Here is a 15,884-nt window from a genome sequence, read left to right as displayed (position 1 = left end):
CCCTGTCCCGGAGGGCATGGGGCACATCCCCGGGCAGCAGGGTAATACCTTGCCCGGCATCTGGAACATCCCCAGCAAGATAATAGGCCTGCGCCACGACCGGATTCGCCAGGCAGTACCAAAGTAGGACGCCATCCGCGGCGACCTATCCGGGGCGGCGTTCGAACCGGCCGATCCAGCCCGGTAGCGCTCCTTGGGAGGGCATCGGTTGCCAGATGAAACGCAGACGGGCAAGGCCCAGAACACGCCGCACCTGGCGCTCCAGCAGCCGCGCCAGGGTGCTGCGCGGATGGCGCATGGTCCAGCCCCACAAGCGCCGGCGCCAGCTACCGACGGGGCCCAGGTGGCCTTCGATCTCCTCTGCCAGGCCCTGCAAACGCCGCGGTGACAGCAGCAGGTCGCTGGGAGCCATTTCGCGCCGGTCACGGGCCGCCGAACCCTGGCTCTCAGGAAACGCCAGGCTGTGCCCGCTACCCAGCCATTGCCCGAGCAGCACCTCCAGCCCGCCCTGCCATTGGGTCCCCTCCTCGCTCCACAACTGCACGGCCGCGTTGCGCTGGCGCCAAGCTGCCTGGCGCCGGGAGCCACTGCCGGGCCCCAGCAACTGACTGAAGGCCAGCCAGGGCTGACGCGAACTCGCCAAGTCGACTGTTGGCTCACGGACGATCAGCAGGCCTGGGGCCACGCCGTTCTCCCCCGCCGCCAACCAGCACGCCAGTTGCGGGCCGGAGTCGATGAACACGTGGCTGGGCCGCCAGCGCCACAGGCATTGACGCAAGGCCTCGATGGGCGACTGGTCGCCAAGGCTCGCCACCTCGGCCCCCAGGCTGCGCGCCGCCAGGGCCAAAAGCAGCAGGTCCGGTTCGAACGGCCCACTCAGGATCAGCCGGGAGCGATAGCCCAGGCCATGCTGGCGCAAGCCATCGACCAGGCGCTGGACATCGCGCAGCACATCGATCCAGCGCCAGGCGTACCACTGCCCCCCGCGCTTGTGGCGCAGGGCGTTGGCCAACGGCCGCATCCGGGCCCAGTGTCGCAGCGATTCGTACCTGTCCATGACCGCTCCCTGGTGGCGCCCCGTAACTGCCAGTGCAAGCTACGAACTACAACGGCTGCGCGGCCGACCGCAGCCGCTCCGGCTCGGCAGCGGCCACCACCTGGCGTTGGGCACCGAGGTTGCGCCAGGCGCTGCCCGGATGGCTCTCGGGCAACCCTGGGCCTGCGCCGAACAACTTCTCGCGCAAGGTGCCTGGCGCATAGTCGGTCTTGTACGCCCCGCGCTTCTGCAACTCCGGCACCAGCAGGTCCACTGCATCGATAAAGGTTTCGTGAGTCAGGGCATAGGCCAGGTTGAAGCCATCCACATCGGTTTCCTCGACCCACTCCTGCAACAGGTCGGCCACAGTCTCGGGACCACCGACGAACAACGGGCCGAAACCACCGATACCCACCCAGTCTGCCAATTCGTGGGGCGTCCAGACCTTGTTCGGATCCGCCGTGGAGAAGGCCTCCACCGCCGACTGGATGGCATTGGTATGCACATGCTGCAGCGGCTCGTCAGGGCGGAAGCGACTGAAATCGATACCGGTCCAGCCACTGATCAAGGCCATGGCGCCTTCGTAGCTGACCCAGCGCTTGTACTCCTCGAACTTGGCCTTGGCCTGGGCGTCGGTCTCGCCGAGGATCACCGTCTGCAGGTTGAAGATCAGCAGCTTCGACGGATCGCGCCCGGCCTCGGCGGCGCGGCGGCGGATATCGGCCACGGTCTTTTTCAGCAGCACCTTGGAGGGCGCCGCAACGAACACGCATTCGGCCTGCTCGGCGGCGAACTGCTTGCCCCGGCTGGAGGCCCCGGCCTGGTAAAGCACCGGGGTGCGCTGCGGCGAAGGCTCGCATAAATGGATACCCGGCACCTGGAAGTGCCTGCCCTGGTGGCGAATCTCGTGGATCTTGCTTGGATCGCTGAAGATCCGCCGCTCGCGGTCGCGCAGCACCGCGCCGTCCTCCCAGCTACCCTCCCAAAGCTTGTAGCAGACCTCCAGGTACTCCTCGGCATAGTCGTAGCGGGCGTCGTGCTCGGTCTGGGCTTGCTGGCCGATATTGCGCGCGCCGCTCTCCAGGTACGAGGTGACGATGTTCCAGCCGGCACGGCCCTTGGTCAGGTGGTCGAGGGTGGAAAGGCGCCGGGCGAAGGGATACGGGTGTTCGAAGGACAGCGAGGCCGTGAGGCCGAAACCCAGGTGCTCGGTGACCAGGGCCATGGGCGGAATCAGTTGCAACGGATCGTTCACCGGTACCTGGGCCGCCTGGCGGATCGCCGTCTCGCCGCTGCCGTTGTAGACGTCATAGAGGCCCAGCACATCGGCGATGAACAGCCCGTCGAACTTGCCCCTCTCGAGGATTCGCGCCAGGTCGGTCCAGTATTCCAGGTCCTTGTACTGCCAGGAGCGGTCCCGGGGATGGGCCCAGAGCCCCGGGGATTGGTGGCCGACGCAGTTCATGTCGAAAGCGTTGAGACGTATTTCACGAGGCATCACACGGCACTCCTGGAACCTGGTGCCACGCCATTGAGGCGGTAATTGCCAATCAGCTGATACTTCCAGCGCAGCGGATCGTGCAGCGTCGACGGCTGCGGACTGCGCTGGCCGGTGAGTTCGAACTCGGCATTGCCGGCCACCAGCAGCGCCTCGCCGGCGGCAATCGCGGCCTCGGCCAGGGCGATCTGGGTCTCGGCCGGGTCCTGGCCTGACTGCAAGTGGCGCCGGGCACGGTCCTGCAAGGCCGAGGCCACGTCGATGCGTAGCTGAAGGTCGCCAAAGCGGCTGATCACATAAGGGTCGTCGCTGGCTCGGGCCAGGCCGCTACCGGGCCAGGGCAACGCCTGGTGGCGGACAAACGCCAGGGTCTGCTGCAACAGACGGCGTGCCAATTGCAGGTGTTCGACGCCCTGGGCCAGGGCCTGTTCGGGGTTCTCGGGACGGGTCAGTGCATTCATGGGGCAGTCCTTCAGTTCCAGGCGTGGCGGGCCGGCTTGACCCCGTTGAGCAGGAAGTTACCGAGCAGGTGGAGCTTCCAGCGGGCCGGGTCATGCAGGGTATGGGTCCGGGCATTGCGCCAGTGACGGTCGAGGTTGTACTTGGCCGAGACCGAGCGGGTGCCCGCCAGCTCGAACAGTTTGCTCGCCGCCAGCAGCGAGCTTTCTGCCGACAGCACCTTGGCCTGGGCCACCACCACCGAGGCCTGGGCGACGCTATCGGCGTCAGGCCTGGCCAGGGCCTGGTCGATGGCCTGGGCGGCCCGGACGAGGATTTCCTCAGTGCCGTGCACGCGCCACTCCAGGTCGCCAATGGCGGCAAGGGTGTACGGGTCCTGCCAGCCATGATCCAGGCCGCTGTCGATCCAGGGCCGGGATTGCCGGGCATGTTGCTTGGTGTCCTCCAGCGCAGCGACAGCGATGCCGGTATCCACCGCGGCCTGGATCACCTGGGAGATCGGCCCGTCGGCGGTGGGTTGGTCGAAGGCTCGATGGGCAGGGATCACCGCGCTGCGCGGCACCTGTACCGCCTGCAGGCTGACCCCGCCACTGGCGGTGGTGCGCTGGCCGAAGCCATCCCAGCTGTCGATCACCGTCAACCCCGGGGCATCGCGCTCGATAAAGGCGATATGGGCCTGGCCGTCCTCATCCACGGCCACTGCCGGGACGATATGGGCGAACAAGGCACCGGTGCAGTAGAACTTCTGGCCATCGATGCGCGCCTGGTCGCCGTCGAAGCGGATCTGGCTCTGGAAGGCCCCCACATGCTTGCTGCCGGCCTCGGAGAACGCGTTGCCGAAACGATACCCTTGCAACACCTTGGCGAAGTAATGGTGTTTTTGTTCCTCGCTAGCGGTCTGCAACAGGATGTCCACCACCCCCAGGTGGTTCTGCGGCAGCTGGCCCAGGGACGGGTCGGCGGCGGAGATGATCTTGATCACCTCCACCAGGGTCACATAGGACACTCCGGCACCGCCGTATTCGCGGGGAATGGTGATGCCCCACAGGCCACTGGCGGAGAACTCCTCCAGTTCGGCGATCGGCAGGCGCCGCTCGCGATCCCGTACCGCGGCATCCACGGCAAAGCGCCGGGCCAGGGCTCGGGCGACACTGATGGCTTCGGCATCGCTCTGGATGATATGGGCATTGCTGGGGGGTTGGGCTGGGGCTGTCATGGGCCGGCTCCGCTTCCTGATGATCGAGATCGACACCCGAAGGTGACTCCTGCCAGGACAATTGCAGAACCCGTGCCTAAGAATAAAATTCTTTTAAATCAATAATCTAAAAAACAAACAAGAGAAATGACCTGAACTTTAAACAGGCAAAATGCCCAACTGCTGTTGGCTGGCGAACAGTTGCCCGTGACGTTGGCGCTCAGATCACCACATTGCGCACGAAGCGTGTGGCCTGCTCGCCGTCATTGCGATAGCCATGGGGAACATGGCTGGCGAACATGAAGAAATCGCCACTCTCCAGGCGACGTTCGTCATCGCCGAAGAACACCGTCAGGCAGCCCTCGAAGACGTACAACTGCTCGCTCCAGCCCTCGGCATCGCACTCGGAGCGATACACCTCCCCCGGCTCCAGGCGCCATTCCCACAGTTCCACTTCACGGGTCGCGTCGGCCTTGGCCAGCAACATCGCGCGACTGCCGGGAATCACCCCGGCCCAGGCCAATTCATTGATACGAGTGGAGTCCCGGGAGTCCGGGGCCTGGATCAGGTCGCTGAAGGCTACGCCCAGGGCTTCGGCCACCCGGTCCAGGGTGCCCAGGCTGACGTTCTTCTCCCCGGCCTCGATGGCTACCAGCATGCGCCGACTGACAGCGGATTTTTCCGCCAGGGCGGTCTGGCTCAAGCCTGCGGCATGCCGCAAGCGCCGGACATTGAGGCTGACGTGTTGCAGGACTGACGCCCGTTGCGTGTTTTCCTTGTGCACTATATTGCTCACCCCTGGTACCTGCGCAGTATACTGCTCAACTTTCGGCGCATTGTGCGTTCCCCTCAGGTAGCACGCAAGACCATGACATCCAAGGCTCCCAGCACTTTTTCCTACAAGCTCAGCAAGGCCGAGGCCGTGCTGGTGCTGATCACCATGATCTGGGGCGCTACCTTCCTGCTGGTGCAACAGGCCATGAGCGTCAGTGGCCCGATGTTCTTCGTCGGCCTGCGCTTCGCCGCGGCGGCCGCTATCGTCGCGCTGTTTTCCGGGTCGCGCCTGCGTGGGCTGACCCTGTTCGAATTGCGCGCCGGCAGTTTCATCGGGGTCGCCATCGTGCTCGGCTACGGTTTGCAGACCGTGGGCCTGCAAACCATCCCCAGCAGCCAGTCGGCCTTCATCACCGCGTTGTACGTGCCCTTCGTGCCCTTGCTGCAATGGCTGTTCATGGGCAAGCGCCCAGGCTTGCTGCCCAGCCTGGGGATCATGCTGGCATTCACCGGGCTGATGCTGCTGTCCGGGCCCAATGGCGCTTCCCTGGATTTCAGCCCCGGAGAGATCGCAACCCTGATCAGCACCGTGGCGATCGCCGCGGAAATCATCCTCATCAGCAGTTTCGCCGGGCGCGTGGACGTGCGCCGGGTGACGGTGGTGCAATTGGCGGTGACCTCGGTACTGGCCTTTGCCATGGTGGTGCCGACCGGGGAAACACTGCCGGAATTCTCCTGGCTGCTGCTGGTCATCGCCCTGGGCCTGGGAGCCTCCAGCGCGGCGATCCAGGTGGCGATGAACTGGGCGCAAAGGAGCGTCTCGCCGACCCGGGCCACGCTGATCTATGCCGGCGAACCGGTCTGGGCCGGGATCGTCGGGCGCATCGCCGGTGAGCGCCTGCCCGCCCTGGCCCTAGTGGGCGGGGCGATGATCGTGCTGGCGGTGATCGTCAGCGAGCTGAAGATCAACCGTAGATCGACGCACAGGCCAGAAGCCACCCTGGGCGGTGAGTCGACACCGCCCTGACCCCGGCCACCTACAAGGACGACGCGTCAGGCTCAGGGCCCGAAAGCCAGCCCGGGGCGATCAAGGACCCATGGTGCTTGGGCTCCAGCGGCAGCGGATCACCTTCAATTTTGCCCTTGTAATAGAAATAGGCCCGGTAGCGGACATGCCCCTCCGGCATGGCCTTTTCGTAATACAGCACGGTGCCCGGCGGCAACAGGTAACTGTGCCCGTCGTCCGGGGGGCCGTCGATGACCAGGGCCTTGCGGGTGCTGATCATCTCCTGGGCCGGCGGGTACAACCGCTCCAGGCCGATGGCCAACGCGGCGCCCAGGCAGGTGAACAGCAGGGCAAAGCAGCCACGCCGGAGAAATCGGCGGGTGGTGGTTTGGGCTGGGTGCATCCGTGTCGATCCTTGTCCGATGAGTTGCGTGCAGGGCAAACCTTGTACAAACACCCGGGAACGGGCGAAGCAGGCATTTGTCTCCTACCTTTGAAAGCGCATGTAACATTTCTGATGGCTGCCTGGCCGCGCTTGGCGGTTGGTGATCCAGGGCCTGGCACGTATTATGCGTCATACTTTTCCGCAGATTAGAAGCCTATGTCCCTGATAGTTCTACTGCTTCTGCCGTTCATGGGCAGCTGTCTGGCGGCCCTGTTGCCGCACAACGCACGTAATACCGAATCCTTGCTGGCCGGCCTGGTTGCCCTTATCGGCACCGTCCAGGTGGCCCTGCTGTACCCGCAGATCGCCGATGGCGGGATCATTCGCGAGGAGTATGCCTGGCTGCCCAGCCTGGGACTGAACTTCGTGTTGCGCCTGGACGGCTTCGCCTGGCTGTTCTCGCTGCTGGTGCTGGGCATCGGCACCCTGGTGTCGTTGTATGCCCGCTACTACATGTCGCCCCAGGACCCGGTGCCGCGCTTCTTCGCCTTTTTCCTGGCGTTCATGGGCGCCATGCTGGGCCTGGTGATCTCCGGCAACCTGATCCAGATCGTGTTCTTCTGGGAACTGACCAGCCTCTTCTCGTTCCTGCTGATCGGCTATTGGCATCACCGTTCCGACGCCCGCCGTGGTGCCTACATGGCGCTGATGGTCACCGGGGCCGGGGGATTATGCCTGTTGGCGGGGGTCATGCTGCTCGGCCATGTGGTGGGCAGCTATGACCTGGATCAGGTACTGGCTGCCGGCGACAAGATCAGGGCCCATGCCCTCTACCCTGTCCTGCTTCCCCTGATCCTGCTCGGTGCACTGAGCAAGAGCGCACAATTCCCCTTCCACTTCTGGCTTCCCCACGCCATGGCCGCACCGACCCCGGTCTCGGCCTACCTGCACTCGGCAACCATGGTCAAGGCCGGGGTGTTTCTCCTGGCCCGCCTGTGGCCATCGCTGTCCGGCAGCGAGGAATGGTTCTGGATCGTCGGCGGCGCCGGCGCCTGTACCCTGGTGCTGGGCGCTTATTGCGCGATGTTCCAGAACGACCTCAAGGGTCTGCTGGCCTACTCCACCATCAGCCACCTGGGCCTGATCACCCTGCTGCTGGGCCTGAACAGCCCGCTGGCAGCGGTGGCCGCGGTATTCCACATCCTCAACCACGCCACCTTCAAGGCCTCGCTGTTCATGGCCGCCGGGATCATCGACCACGAGAGCGGCAGCCGCGACATCCGCAAGCTCAACGGCCTGATCAAGTTGATGCCCTACACCGCGACCCTGGCCATGGTGGCCAGCGCCTCCATGGCCGGGGTGCCGCTGCTCAACGGCTTCCTGTCCAAGGAGATGTTCTTCGCCGAGACGGTGTTCATCAATTCCAGCGCCTGGGTCGAGATCGCCCTGCCGGTGATCGCCACCATCGCCGGGACCTTCAGCGTCGCCTATGCCCTGCGCTTCACCGTCGATGTGTTCTTCGGCAAGCCGGCCACCGACCTGCCCCACACGCCCCACGAGCCGCCACGCTGGATGCGCGCACCGGTGGAGCTGCTGGTGTTCACCTGCCTGCTGGTGGGGATCTTCCCGGCCCAGATCATCGGGCCGTTGTTGGCCGCCGCCGCACGGCCGGTGGTGGGCGGGACCCTGCCCGAGTACAGCCTGGCGATCTGGCACGGCCTCAACGCGCCGATGATCATGAGCCTGATCGCCATGTCCTGCGGCATCGTCCTCTACCTGCTGCTGCGCAAGCCGCTGGTGCGTGGCCGTTTCGCCTACCCGCCGGGCGTGGGCCGCTTCAACGGCAAGCGCCTGTTCGAACGCTGCCTGGTGGCCCTGACTCGCCAGGCCCGCAGCCTTGAACGGCACTTGAGCACCAAGCGCCTGCAGAGCCAGCTGTTCCTGCTGGTGCTGGCGGCGGTGATCGCCGGGTTGATCCCCATGCTCTACAGCAGCCTGACCTGGGGCGACCGGCCGAAGATCCCCGGTTCCATTGTCTTCGTGACTTTCTGGCTGCTGGCCATCGCCTGTGCCCTGGGCGCCGCCTGGCAGGCCAAGTACCACCGCCTGGCGGCCCTGACCATGGTCAGCGTCTGCGGGCTGATGACCTGCGTGACCTTCGTCTGGTTCTCCGCTCCCGACCTCGCCTTGACGCAATTGGTGGTGGAAGTGGTGACCACGGTGTTGATCCTGTTGGGCCTGCGCTGGCTGCCACGGCGGATCGAAGACGTCTCGCCGCTGCCCAGCAGCGTGCCCAAGGCGCGTATCCGCCGCCTGCGCGACCTGAGCCTGTCGGTCGCCGTGGGCCTGGGCATGGCGCTGTTGTCCTACGCCATGCTGACTCGGCCGACGCCCAACGACATTTCCTCGTTCTACCTGAGCCGGGCCCTGCCCGAGGGGGGCGGCACCAATGTGGTCAACGTGACCCTGGTGGATTTCCGCAGCTTCGACACCCTGGGCGAGATCACCGTGCTGGTGGCCGTGGCCCTGACCGTGTTCGCCCTGCTGCGACGCTTCCGCCCGCCCAAGGAGAGCATGCAACTACCGGCCCAGCAGCGCCTGCTGGCACCGGACGTGGTCACCGACCTGGTCAACCCGCGCCAGGCCAGCGACACCGCCCTGGGTTTCATGATGGTGCCCGCGGTGCTGGTGCGCCTGCTGCTGCCGATCGCCCTGGTGGTGTCCTTCTACCTGTTCATGCGCGGGCACAACCTGCCGGGCGGCGGTTTCGTCGCCGGGCTGGTGATGTCGGTGGCGTTCATCCTGCAGTACATGGTGGCCGGCACCCAGTGGGTGGAGGCGCAGATGAGCCTGCGACCGCTGCGCTGGATGGGCACCGGCCTGCTGTTCGCCGTGGCCACGGGCCTGGGCGCCCTGGCCTGGGGCTATCCGTTCCTGACCACCCACACCCTGCACCTGGACCTGCCGCTGTTCGGCGATATCCATATCGCCAGCGCGCTGTTCTTCGACATTGGCGTGTACGCGGTGGTGGTGGGTGCGACGCTGCTGATCCTCACCGCCCTGGCGCACCAGTCGGTGCGGGCCCACAAGCCTGCCAGCCAGTCCAAGTCCCTGATCAAGAGCGGAGCCGCCTGATGGAAGAAGTCATTGCAATCGCCATTGGTGTCCTCGCCGCCTCGGGGGTCTGGCTGGTGCTACGCCCCCGGACCTTCCAGGTGGTGATGGGCCTGTGCCTGCTGTCATACGCGGTCAACCTGTTCATCTTCAGCATGGGCAGCCTGTTCATCGGCAAGGAGCCGATCGTCAAGGACGGCGTGCCCCAGGACCTGCTGCACTACACCGATCCCCTGCCCCAGGCGCTGGTGCTCACCGCCATCGTCATCAGCTTCGCCATGACTGCGCTGTTCCTGGTGGTACTCCTGGCATCCCGGGGCCTGACCGGCACCGACCATGTCGACGGTCGGGAGCCCAAGGAATGAACCTGTTGTCGCACCTGATCGTCGCCCCCATCCTGCTGCCGCTGCTGACCGCGGCCCTGCTCCTGTTGCTGGGGGAGAAACACCGCCCGCTCAAGGCCCGGATCAACCTGTTCTCCAGCCTGCTGGGCCTGGGCCTGGCGCTGTACCTGCTGTACTGGACCCAGGCCGAGGGCGCCACCGGCTCCTTCGGCGTGTACCTGCCGAGCAACTGGCAGGTGCCGTTCGGCATCGTGCTGGTGGTCGATCGCCTGTCGGCGCTGATGCTGGTGCTGACCGGCATCATCGGTACCTGCGCATTGCTGTTCGCCATGGCCCGCTGGGACGGGGCCGGCGCGAGCTTCCATGCGTTGTTCCAGATCCAGTTGATGGGCCTGTACGGCGCCTTCCTCACCGCCGACCTGTTCAACCTGTTCGTGTTCTTCGAGGTGCTGCTGGCAGCCTCCTATGGCCTGATGCTGCACGGCTCCGGACGGGCGCGGGTGTCCTCGGGGCTGCACTACATCACCATCAACCTCCTGGCCTCGTCGTTGTTCCTGATTGGTACGGCGATGATCTACGGGGTCACCGGCACCCTGAACATGGCCGACCTGGCGATGAAGATCCCCCTGGTGCCCGAGGCCGATCGCGGCCTGCTGCACGCCGGTGCCGCGATCCTGGCCATCGCCTTCCTGGCCAAGGCCGGGATGTGGCCGCTGAACTTCTGGCTGGTGCCGGCCTACTCCTCGGCCAGCGCGCCGGTAGCGGCCTTGTTCGCGGTCATGACCAAGGTCGGGGTCTATACCGTACTGCGCCTGTGGACCCTGTTGTTCTCCGGGCAAGCCGGGGCTTCGGCCTACTTCGGCAGCCAATGGCTGGTGTACGGCGGCCTGGCGACGATCTTCTGCGCGGCGCTGGCGATCCTCGCGGCGCAGCGCCTGGAACGCATGGCCAGCCTGAGTATCCTGGTCTCGGCGGGCATCCTGCTCGCGGTGATCGGCTTCGCCGACCCGGCCCTCACCGGCGCGGCGCTGTTCTACCTGTTCAGCTCGACCCTGGCGATGTGCGCCTTGTTTCTCCTGGCCGAGCTGATCGAGCGCTCGCGTTCGGCCACCGAAGCCCCACTGGAGGATGAAGGTGAAATCCTGCCGCAACCGGTGGGTTCGCGAAACCCGCCACGGGGCAGCAACCTCGACGACGAACAGCAAGTGGTGGTCGGCCAGGTGATCCCCTGGACCATGGCGTTCCTGGGCCTGAGCTTCATCGCCTGTGCCCTGCTGATCATCGGCATGCCGCCGCTGTCGGGCTTTATCGGCAAGCTCAACCTGATCGCCGCATTGCTCAATCCCCAGGGCCTGGGCAGCAGTCCCGATGCCCAGGTTCCAGTGGCGGGCTGGTGCTTTTTGGTGCTGCTGATCCTGTCGGGCCTGGCCTCGCTGGTCGCTTTTGCACGCCTGGGCATCCGCCGCTTCTGGACCCCGGAGGAGCGGCCTTCGCCCGTACTACGGCGCCTGGAATGCATGCCGATCGTGATCCTGCTGGCGCTGTGCGTGCTGCTGAGCATCAAGGCCGAGCCGCTGCTGCGCTTTACCCAGGACACCGCCAACAACCTCAACCAGCCCGAGCACTATGTGATGGCGGTACTGGGGACTCGCACGGTGCTCAGCCCCGAGGCCAAGGCCGCACTGTCGATGGAGGTGCAGCCATGAAGCGCCTGTTCCCCTCGCCCTTCCTGTCCCTGGCGTTGTGGTTGTTGTGGCTGCTGCTGAACCTCTCCGTCAGCCCCGGCAACCTGCTGCTGGGCGCGATGCTGGGTTTTCTCGCGCCGCTGCTGATGCGCCCGCTGCGCCCGCAGCCGATCCGCATCCGCCGACCGTGGACCATCCTGCGCCTGTTCCTGTTGGTGGGGCGCGATGTGCTGGTGTCGAACCTGTTGGTGGCCTGGGGCGTGCTCAATAACGGTCGGCGCCCGGTGCGCTCGGCCTTCGTCAAGGTGCCCCTGGACCTGCGCGATGCCAACGGCCTGGCGGCGCTGTCGACCATCACCACGGTGGTGCCGGGTACGGTCTGGTCCGAGCTGTCGCTGGATCGCAGCATCCTCTTGCTGCACGTCTTCGACCTGGAGGACGAGGCGCAATTCATCCAGCACTTCAAGACCACCTACGAGCGTCCGCTGATGGAGATCTTCGAATGAGTGCACTGATGGATAACGCGATCCTGCTGAGCCTGTTCATCTTTTCCCTGGCCATGGTCCTGACCCTGGTGCGCCTGTTCAAGGGCCCCTCGGCCCAGGACCGGGTCCTGGCGCTGGACTACCTGTACATCCTGGCGATGCTGATGATGCTGGTGCTGGGCATCCGCTACTCCAGCGATACCTACTTCGAGGCGGCGCTGCTGATCGCCCTGTTCGGCTTCGTCGGCTCCTTCGCCCTGGCCAAATTCCTCCTGCGTGGCGAGGTGATCGAATGAACGACCTGCAACAACTGCCCCTGTGGGTGGAAATCCTGGTGGCGCTGCTGCTACTGCTCAGCAGCCTGTTCGCCCTGATCGGCGCCGTGGGCATCCTGCGCATGAAAAGCTACTTCCAGCGCATGCACCCGCCGGCCCTGGCCTCGACCCTGGGCTCGTGGAGCGTGGCCCTGGCCTCGATCCTGTATTTCTCGGCGCTCAAGTCGGGGCCGGTGCTGCATGCCTGGCTGATCCCGATCCTGCTGTCGATCACTGTACCGGTGACCACCTTGTTGCTGGCCCGCGCCGCATTGTTCCGCAAACGCATGGCCGGTGACGACGTGCCGGCGGAAGTCAGCAGCAAACGCCAGGAAACCGGCAACTGAGGCGGCGCGGGCTTGCCCCGCGCCTACCTTGCGGGGCTGGTCAGGCCCAGGCCAGTACCAGCAGCCCGGCCCCCAGCACCACACACAAGGGGCAATAGAACAGCGTATCGAGCCGGGCGAACGTCGAGCCGCGCACCTGCTTGAAGAACCCCACCAGTTCCGAGTCGCCAATGGCCCGGGCGAACATCAGCAAGGCCATGGCGCTGATGACCCACTGCAAGGCCGGATGGCTCACGCTCGGCAACAGGAGCCCGACCCGCAGGCACACCAGCAGCGCCACCAGCAACAGGGCCAGCGCCACCAGCAAGGTCGCCAGCGCCGGGGGCTGGAAGGCCGGCTGGCTCTGCCCGGGTACAGGCCCCGGCACCTGCGGGATCACCGCCTCGCTGCCGCGCTTGCCGCCAGCGGCCCAGTACAGGTGCAACAGGCTGATCGATAAAAAGGTTCCGGCCACTCCCTGTGCAAGCAGATGAGTCATGTTGGACGTCCCTGGAAAATTTCGCTGAAGAATGGACCTGATTGCACGTTTTGGTAAGTACGTTCGTCGTCTTCGATGCTAAAGTGCCGGCCCATGAAATTCGCCCGTTCCGATCGCTCGCTCGTTGCCTGGATGCTGTATTGCTGCGTCCTGTTCAACGTGTTCGCCTGCAGTATCGGCCATGGCCAGATGCTGGGCATGCAGCTCAACGGCATCGGCGGGCAGTTCTGTAGCGTCGACCCGGCCACCCAGGCGCCCGTGCAGGCCCCCACCGACCAGGATTCGCTGCCGACCCTGGCCAAGGCCTTCGGTTGCCCGCTGTGCTCCACCGGCGGCATGGACCCGGCGCTGAACACCAGCCTTGGCCTGGCCTTCCTGCCGCAGCCCCAAGCACCACCGCTGCTCGCCGTAGCCCAGATCGACCTCCCTGCCCACGATAGCTGGCCCACCGCCCATCCCCGGGCACCGCCCCACGCCTGATTCCTGCCCCTATCCGCCCTCTCCACCGCGCCCTCTGCGTGGCGCGTGGCCGTGGGCTGTTTCCTAGTCAAGAATTCAGGACCTTTCAATGAAACACCTTCCTTTACTGGCGAGCCTGTTGGGCTGCCTGTCTATCAGCGCCTGGGGCCAACCGGGCCTCGAACTGGCCCCCACGACCATCGGTGCCGACGAAGCGGATGCCGAACCCGGGTTATCGCTCGATCGGTCCAGCGGCATGGCCTCGCGCCTGGGCCTGAGCCTGCGTGAAACCCCCGCCTCGGTGGCGGTGAGCAGCCGCCAGGACATCGAACGCCGGGGCGATCGTACCTTCCAGGACGCCGCCAATGCCCTGCCCGGGGTCAATGCCAGCGCTCCTCCGGGGTTCGGCGGCTTCGTTTCCTATCGTGGCTTCACCAGTGGCCAGATCACCCAGATGTTCAATGGCATCAATGTCGCCACCGGCCTGGCCCGCCCTGTGGACGCCTGGATCTATGATCGGGTGGAACTGGTGGGCGGCCCGTCGTCGCTGATCAATGGCGCAGGCTCCGTGGGCGGCTCGCTGAACTACGTGACCAAGCTGGCCGAACGCCGCGAACGGGCCGCCGAGGGCCTGCTCGGCTATGGCAGCTTCGACACCACCCAGACCGCCTTCGGGGTCAACCATGCCCTGAGCCCGGCCAGCGCCGATGTGCAGCACTTCGCGCGGCTGGATGTCAGTCACAACACCAGCAACGGCTATATCGACCGCCAGGAGCGCGACGCCTGGAGCCTGGCATTCTCCCTGCTCAGCGACCTGACCCCGGACCTGTCCCACACCCTGGCCGTGGAGTATCAGGACGAGCACGAGGACAGCCCCTACTGGGGCACGCCAGTGCTCAACCCCAAGGCCGGCGACCTGAAGATCGACAAGCACAACCGCTTCAATAACTACAACGTCGCCGATGGCCTGTACGAACAGCGCACCGTCTGGCTGCGCTCGATCCTCGACTACCGGATCAACGACAGCACCAGCCTGCGCAATACCCTCTACCACCTGGACAGCCAGCGCGACTACCGCAACCTGGAGACCTACCAGTACAGCCCCGACAACCGGCTGGTGAACCGCTCCACCGCCTACCTGGTGCGGCACCAGGGCAACCAGGTGGGCAACCAGTTCGAGGTGCGCCACGAAGACCAACTACTGGGCCTCGACACCACCTGGGCCGCCGGTTTCGAGTACAAGGTCAACAGCACCACCAATTCGCCGAACAACGTACCGGCCCGCAACAGGGTCGACCCGAACAGCTACCGTCCCGGGCACTTCTACGAACTGGAAGGAACCCGCCAGGGCTGGGTCAAGGACAAGACCAACCAGGTCACCACCCGCGCGCTGTTCGTCGAGAACCGCCTGGCCCTGACCGACGAGCTGTCGCTGCTCAGCGGTTTGCGCTACGACGCCATCGACCTGGACGTGACCAACCACCGGGCCATCACCGCCAGCAACCCGCGCCACTTCAAGCGCAGCTGGGAACCGGTCACGGGACGCCTGGGCCTGACCTGGCAGTTCTTGCCCAGCGCCAACGTCTATGTGCAATACAGCACCGCCGCCGAACAGCCCAGCGGTACCCAGAACTTCGACGTATCCACCGGCAAGCAGTGGGAGGTGGGGAGCAAGTTCGACTACCTGGACGGTCGTGGCTCGGCCACCGTGGCGGCCTACCGCATCGAACGCAAGGACTTCGCCGTGACCGATCCACTGGACCCGGCCAATAGCATTCCGGTGGGCCAGCAGACGTCGAAGGGCATCGAGCTGGCCAGTTCGCTGCGCATCACCCCGCGACTGCTGGCCCAGGGCAACTTCGCCTGGGTGGATGCCGAGTACGATGCGTTCAATGAAAAGCTCGCCAGCGGCGCGGTGGTCTCGCGCAAGGGCAATACCCCCACCAACGTGCCCTCGCGCCTGGCCAACCTGTGGCTGACCTATGACTTGGCGAGCGACTGGCAGGCCGGGGTCGATGCCCGCTACGTGGCCTCGGTCTACGCCGACAATGCCAACACCCTGACCATGCCCGCCTACACCCTGTATGGCAGCTTCCTGCGCTACCAGCTCGACAGCCACACCAGCATTACCGGGCGGGTGCGCAACCTGACCAACGAAACCTACGGCCAGTTCGCCCACGTGTCCCCGGCCTACTACCTGGGCACCCCGCGAACCTTCGAAGTGGCGGTGCAAACCCGCTTCTGAAACGCCTCTGCAAGGTGGTGGCCCGAATGACTTTGCCAAGGGTTCGGGTACACCCAGACC

At 65.5% G+C, this 15,884-nt stretch carries 16 protein-coding genes; 9 read left to right on the top strand and 7 right to left on the bottom strand.

What is annotated here, in order from left to right:
* Window positions 1-145: 145 nt before the first annotated feature.
* From I9018_RS13135 to I9018_RS13115, 5 genes are all read right to left on the bottom strand, one after another.
* Window positions 146-1,057, bottom strand: a complete 912-nt coding sequence (locus I9018_RS13135; RefSeq protein ID WP_241109704.1) for an acyl-CoA synthetase — start codon at window positions 1,055-1,057, stop codon at window positions 146-148.
* A 46-nt stretch (window positions 1,058-1,103) separates the two neighbouring features.
* On the bottom strand, window positions 1,104-2,534 hold the full coding sequence (locus tag I9018_RS13130) for an LLM class flavin-dependent oxidoreductase (protein ID WP_241109703.1): 1,431 nt from the start codon (window positions 2,532-2,534) through the stop codon (window positions 1,104-1,106).
* On the bottom strand, window positions 2,534-2,995 hold the full coding sequence (locus I9018_RS13125; protein WP_241109702.1) for an acyl-CoA dehydrogenase: 462 nt from the start codon (window positions 2,993-2,995) through the stop codon (window positions 2,534-2,536). Before I9018_RS13125 ends, I9018_RS13130 begins: the two co-directional genes overlap by 1 nt.
* 11 nt (window positions 2,996-3,006) lie before the next feature.
* Window positions 3,007-4,209 carry an SfnB family sulfur acquisition oxidoreductase gene (locus tag I9018_RS13120; protein ID WP_241109701.1) on the bottom strand — a complete coding sequence of 401 codons (1,203 nt, stop codon included), beginning with the start codon at window positions 4,207-4,209 and terminating at the stop codon, window positions 3,007-3,009.
* A gap of 199 nt (window positions 4,210-4,408) precedes the next feature.
* The gene (locus tag I9018_RS13115) at window positions 4,409-4,972 is read right to left on the bottom strand and encodes an XRE family transcriptional regulator (protein WP_068578273.1); all 564 of its coding nucleotides are present in this window, start codon (window positions 4,970-4,972) and stop codon (window positions 4,409-4,411) included.
* On the opposite strand from I9018_RS13115, the gene I9018_RS13110 reads away from it, so the two are divergent.
* A complete protein-coding gene (locus tag I9018_RS13110) occupies window positions 4,967-5,989 on the top strand; it encodes a DMT family transporter (protein ID WP_241110140.1) in 1,023 nt (340 codons plus the stop codon). The two genes, I9018_RS13115 and I9018_RS13110, sit on opposite strands and share 6 nt — an antisense overlap.
* A gap of 10 nt (window positions 5,990-5,999) precedes the next feature.
* Here I9018_RS13110 and I9018_RS13105 read toward each other — a convergent pair whose 3' ends face one another.
* Window positions 6,000-6,371: a hypothetical protein gene (locus tag I9018_RS13105; protein WP_241109700.1), complete on the bottom strand. Its 372-nt coding sequence runs from the start codon at window positions 6,369-6,371 to the stop codon at window positions 6,000-6,002.
* A gap of 198 nt (window positions 6,372-6,569) precedes the next feature.
* On the opposite strand from I9018_RS13105, the gene I9018_RS13100 reads away from it, so the two are divergent.
* The 6 genes from I9018_RS13100 to I9018_RS13075 are packed head-to-tail and all read left to right on the top strand — an operon-like array spanning window position 6,570 to window position 12,642.
* On the top strand, window positions 6,570-9,488 hold the full coding sequence (locus I9018_RS13100; protein WP_124346595.1) for a monovalent cation/H+ antiporter subunit A: 2,919 nt from the start codon (window positions 6,570-6,572) through the stop codon (window positions 9,486-9,488).
* Window positions 9,488-9,832 (top strand): Na+/H+ antiporter subunit C, encoded by a 345-nt coding sequence (locus I9018_RS13095; RefSeq protein WP_011060906.1) that lies wholly within the window; start codon window positions 9,488-9,490, stop codon window positions 9,830-9,832. The genes I9018_RS13100 and I9018_RS13095 overlap by 1 nt, the downstream gene beginning before the upstream one ends.
* Entirely contained in the window at window positions 9,829-11,517 is a 1,689-nt protein-coding gene (locus I9018_RS13090; protein ID WP_241109699.1) for a monovalent cation/H+ antiporter subunit D, read from the top strand. The genes I9018_RS13095 and I9018_RS13090 overlap by 4 nt, the downstream gene beginning before the upstream one ends.
* Window positions 11,514-12,002, top strand: a complete 489-nt coding sequence (locus I9018_RS13085; RefSeq protein WP_068578234.1) for a Na+/H+ antiporter subunit E — start codon at window positions 11,514-11,516, stop codon at window positions 12,000-12,002. The genes I9018_RS13090 and I9018_RS13085 overlap by 4 nt, the downstream gene beginning before the upstream one ends.
* Window positions 11,999-12,277: a K+/H+ antiporter subunit F gene (locus tag I9018_RS13080; protein ID WP_068578232.1), complete on the top strand. Its 279-nt coding sequence runs from the start codon at window positions 11,999-12,001 to the stop codon at window positions 12,275-12,277. Before I9018_RS13085 ends, I9018_RS13080 begins: the two co-directional genes overlap by 4 nt.
* Complete coding sequence (locus tag I9018_RS13075; protein WP_124346593.1) at window positions 12,274-12,642, top strand: Na+/H+ antiporter subunit G; 369 nt, start codon at window positions 12,274-12,276, stop codon at window positions 12,640-12,642. The genes I9018_RS13080 and I9018_RS13075 overlap by 4 nt, the downstream gene beginning before the upstream one ends.
* A gap of 40 nt (window positions 12,643-12,682) precedes the next feature.
* Here I9018_RS13075 and I9018_RS13070 read toward each other — a convergent pair whose 3' ends face one another.
* Window positions 12,683-13,120: a DUF3995 domain-containing protein gene (locus I9018_RS13070; protein ID WP_068578227.1), complete on the bottom strand. Its 438-nt coding sequence runs from the start codon at window positions 13,118-13,120 to the stop codon at window positions 12,683-12,685.
* 93 nt (window positions 13,121-13,213) lie between these two features.
* On the opposite strand from I9018_RS13070, the gene I9018_RS13065 reads away from it, so the two are divergent.
* Window positions 13,214-13,600, top strand: a complete 387-nt coding sequence (locus I9018_RS13065; protein WP_241109698.1) for a DUF2946 domain-containing protein — start codon at window positions 13,214-13,216, stop codon at window positions 13,598-13,600.
* Between the two features lie 88 nt (window positions 13,601-13,688).
* Window positions 13,689-15,824 (top strand): TonB-dependent receptor, encoded by a 2,136-nt coding sequence (locus tag I9018_RS13060; RefSeq protein ID WP_241109697.1) that lies wholly within the window; start codon window positions 13,689-13,691, stop codon window positions 15,822-15,824.
* Window positions 15,825-15,884: the final 60 nt, after the last annotated feature.

This window comes from Pseudomonas sp. MPFS, from assembly GCF_022537035.1.
Classification (GTDB): domain Bacteria; phylum Pseudomonadota; class Gammaproteobacteria; order Pseudomonadales; family Pseudomonadaceae; genus Aquipseudomonas; species Aquipseudomonas sessilinigenes.
This window is presented reverse-complemented; position numbering and strand designations above follow the sequence as displayed.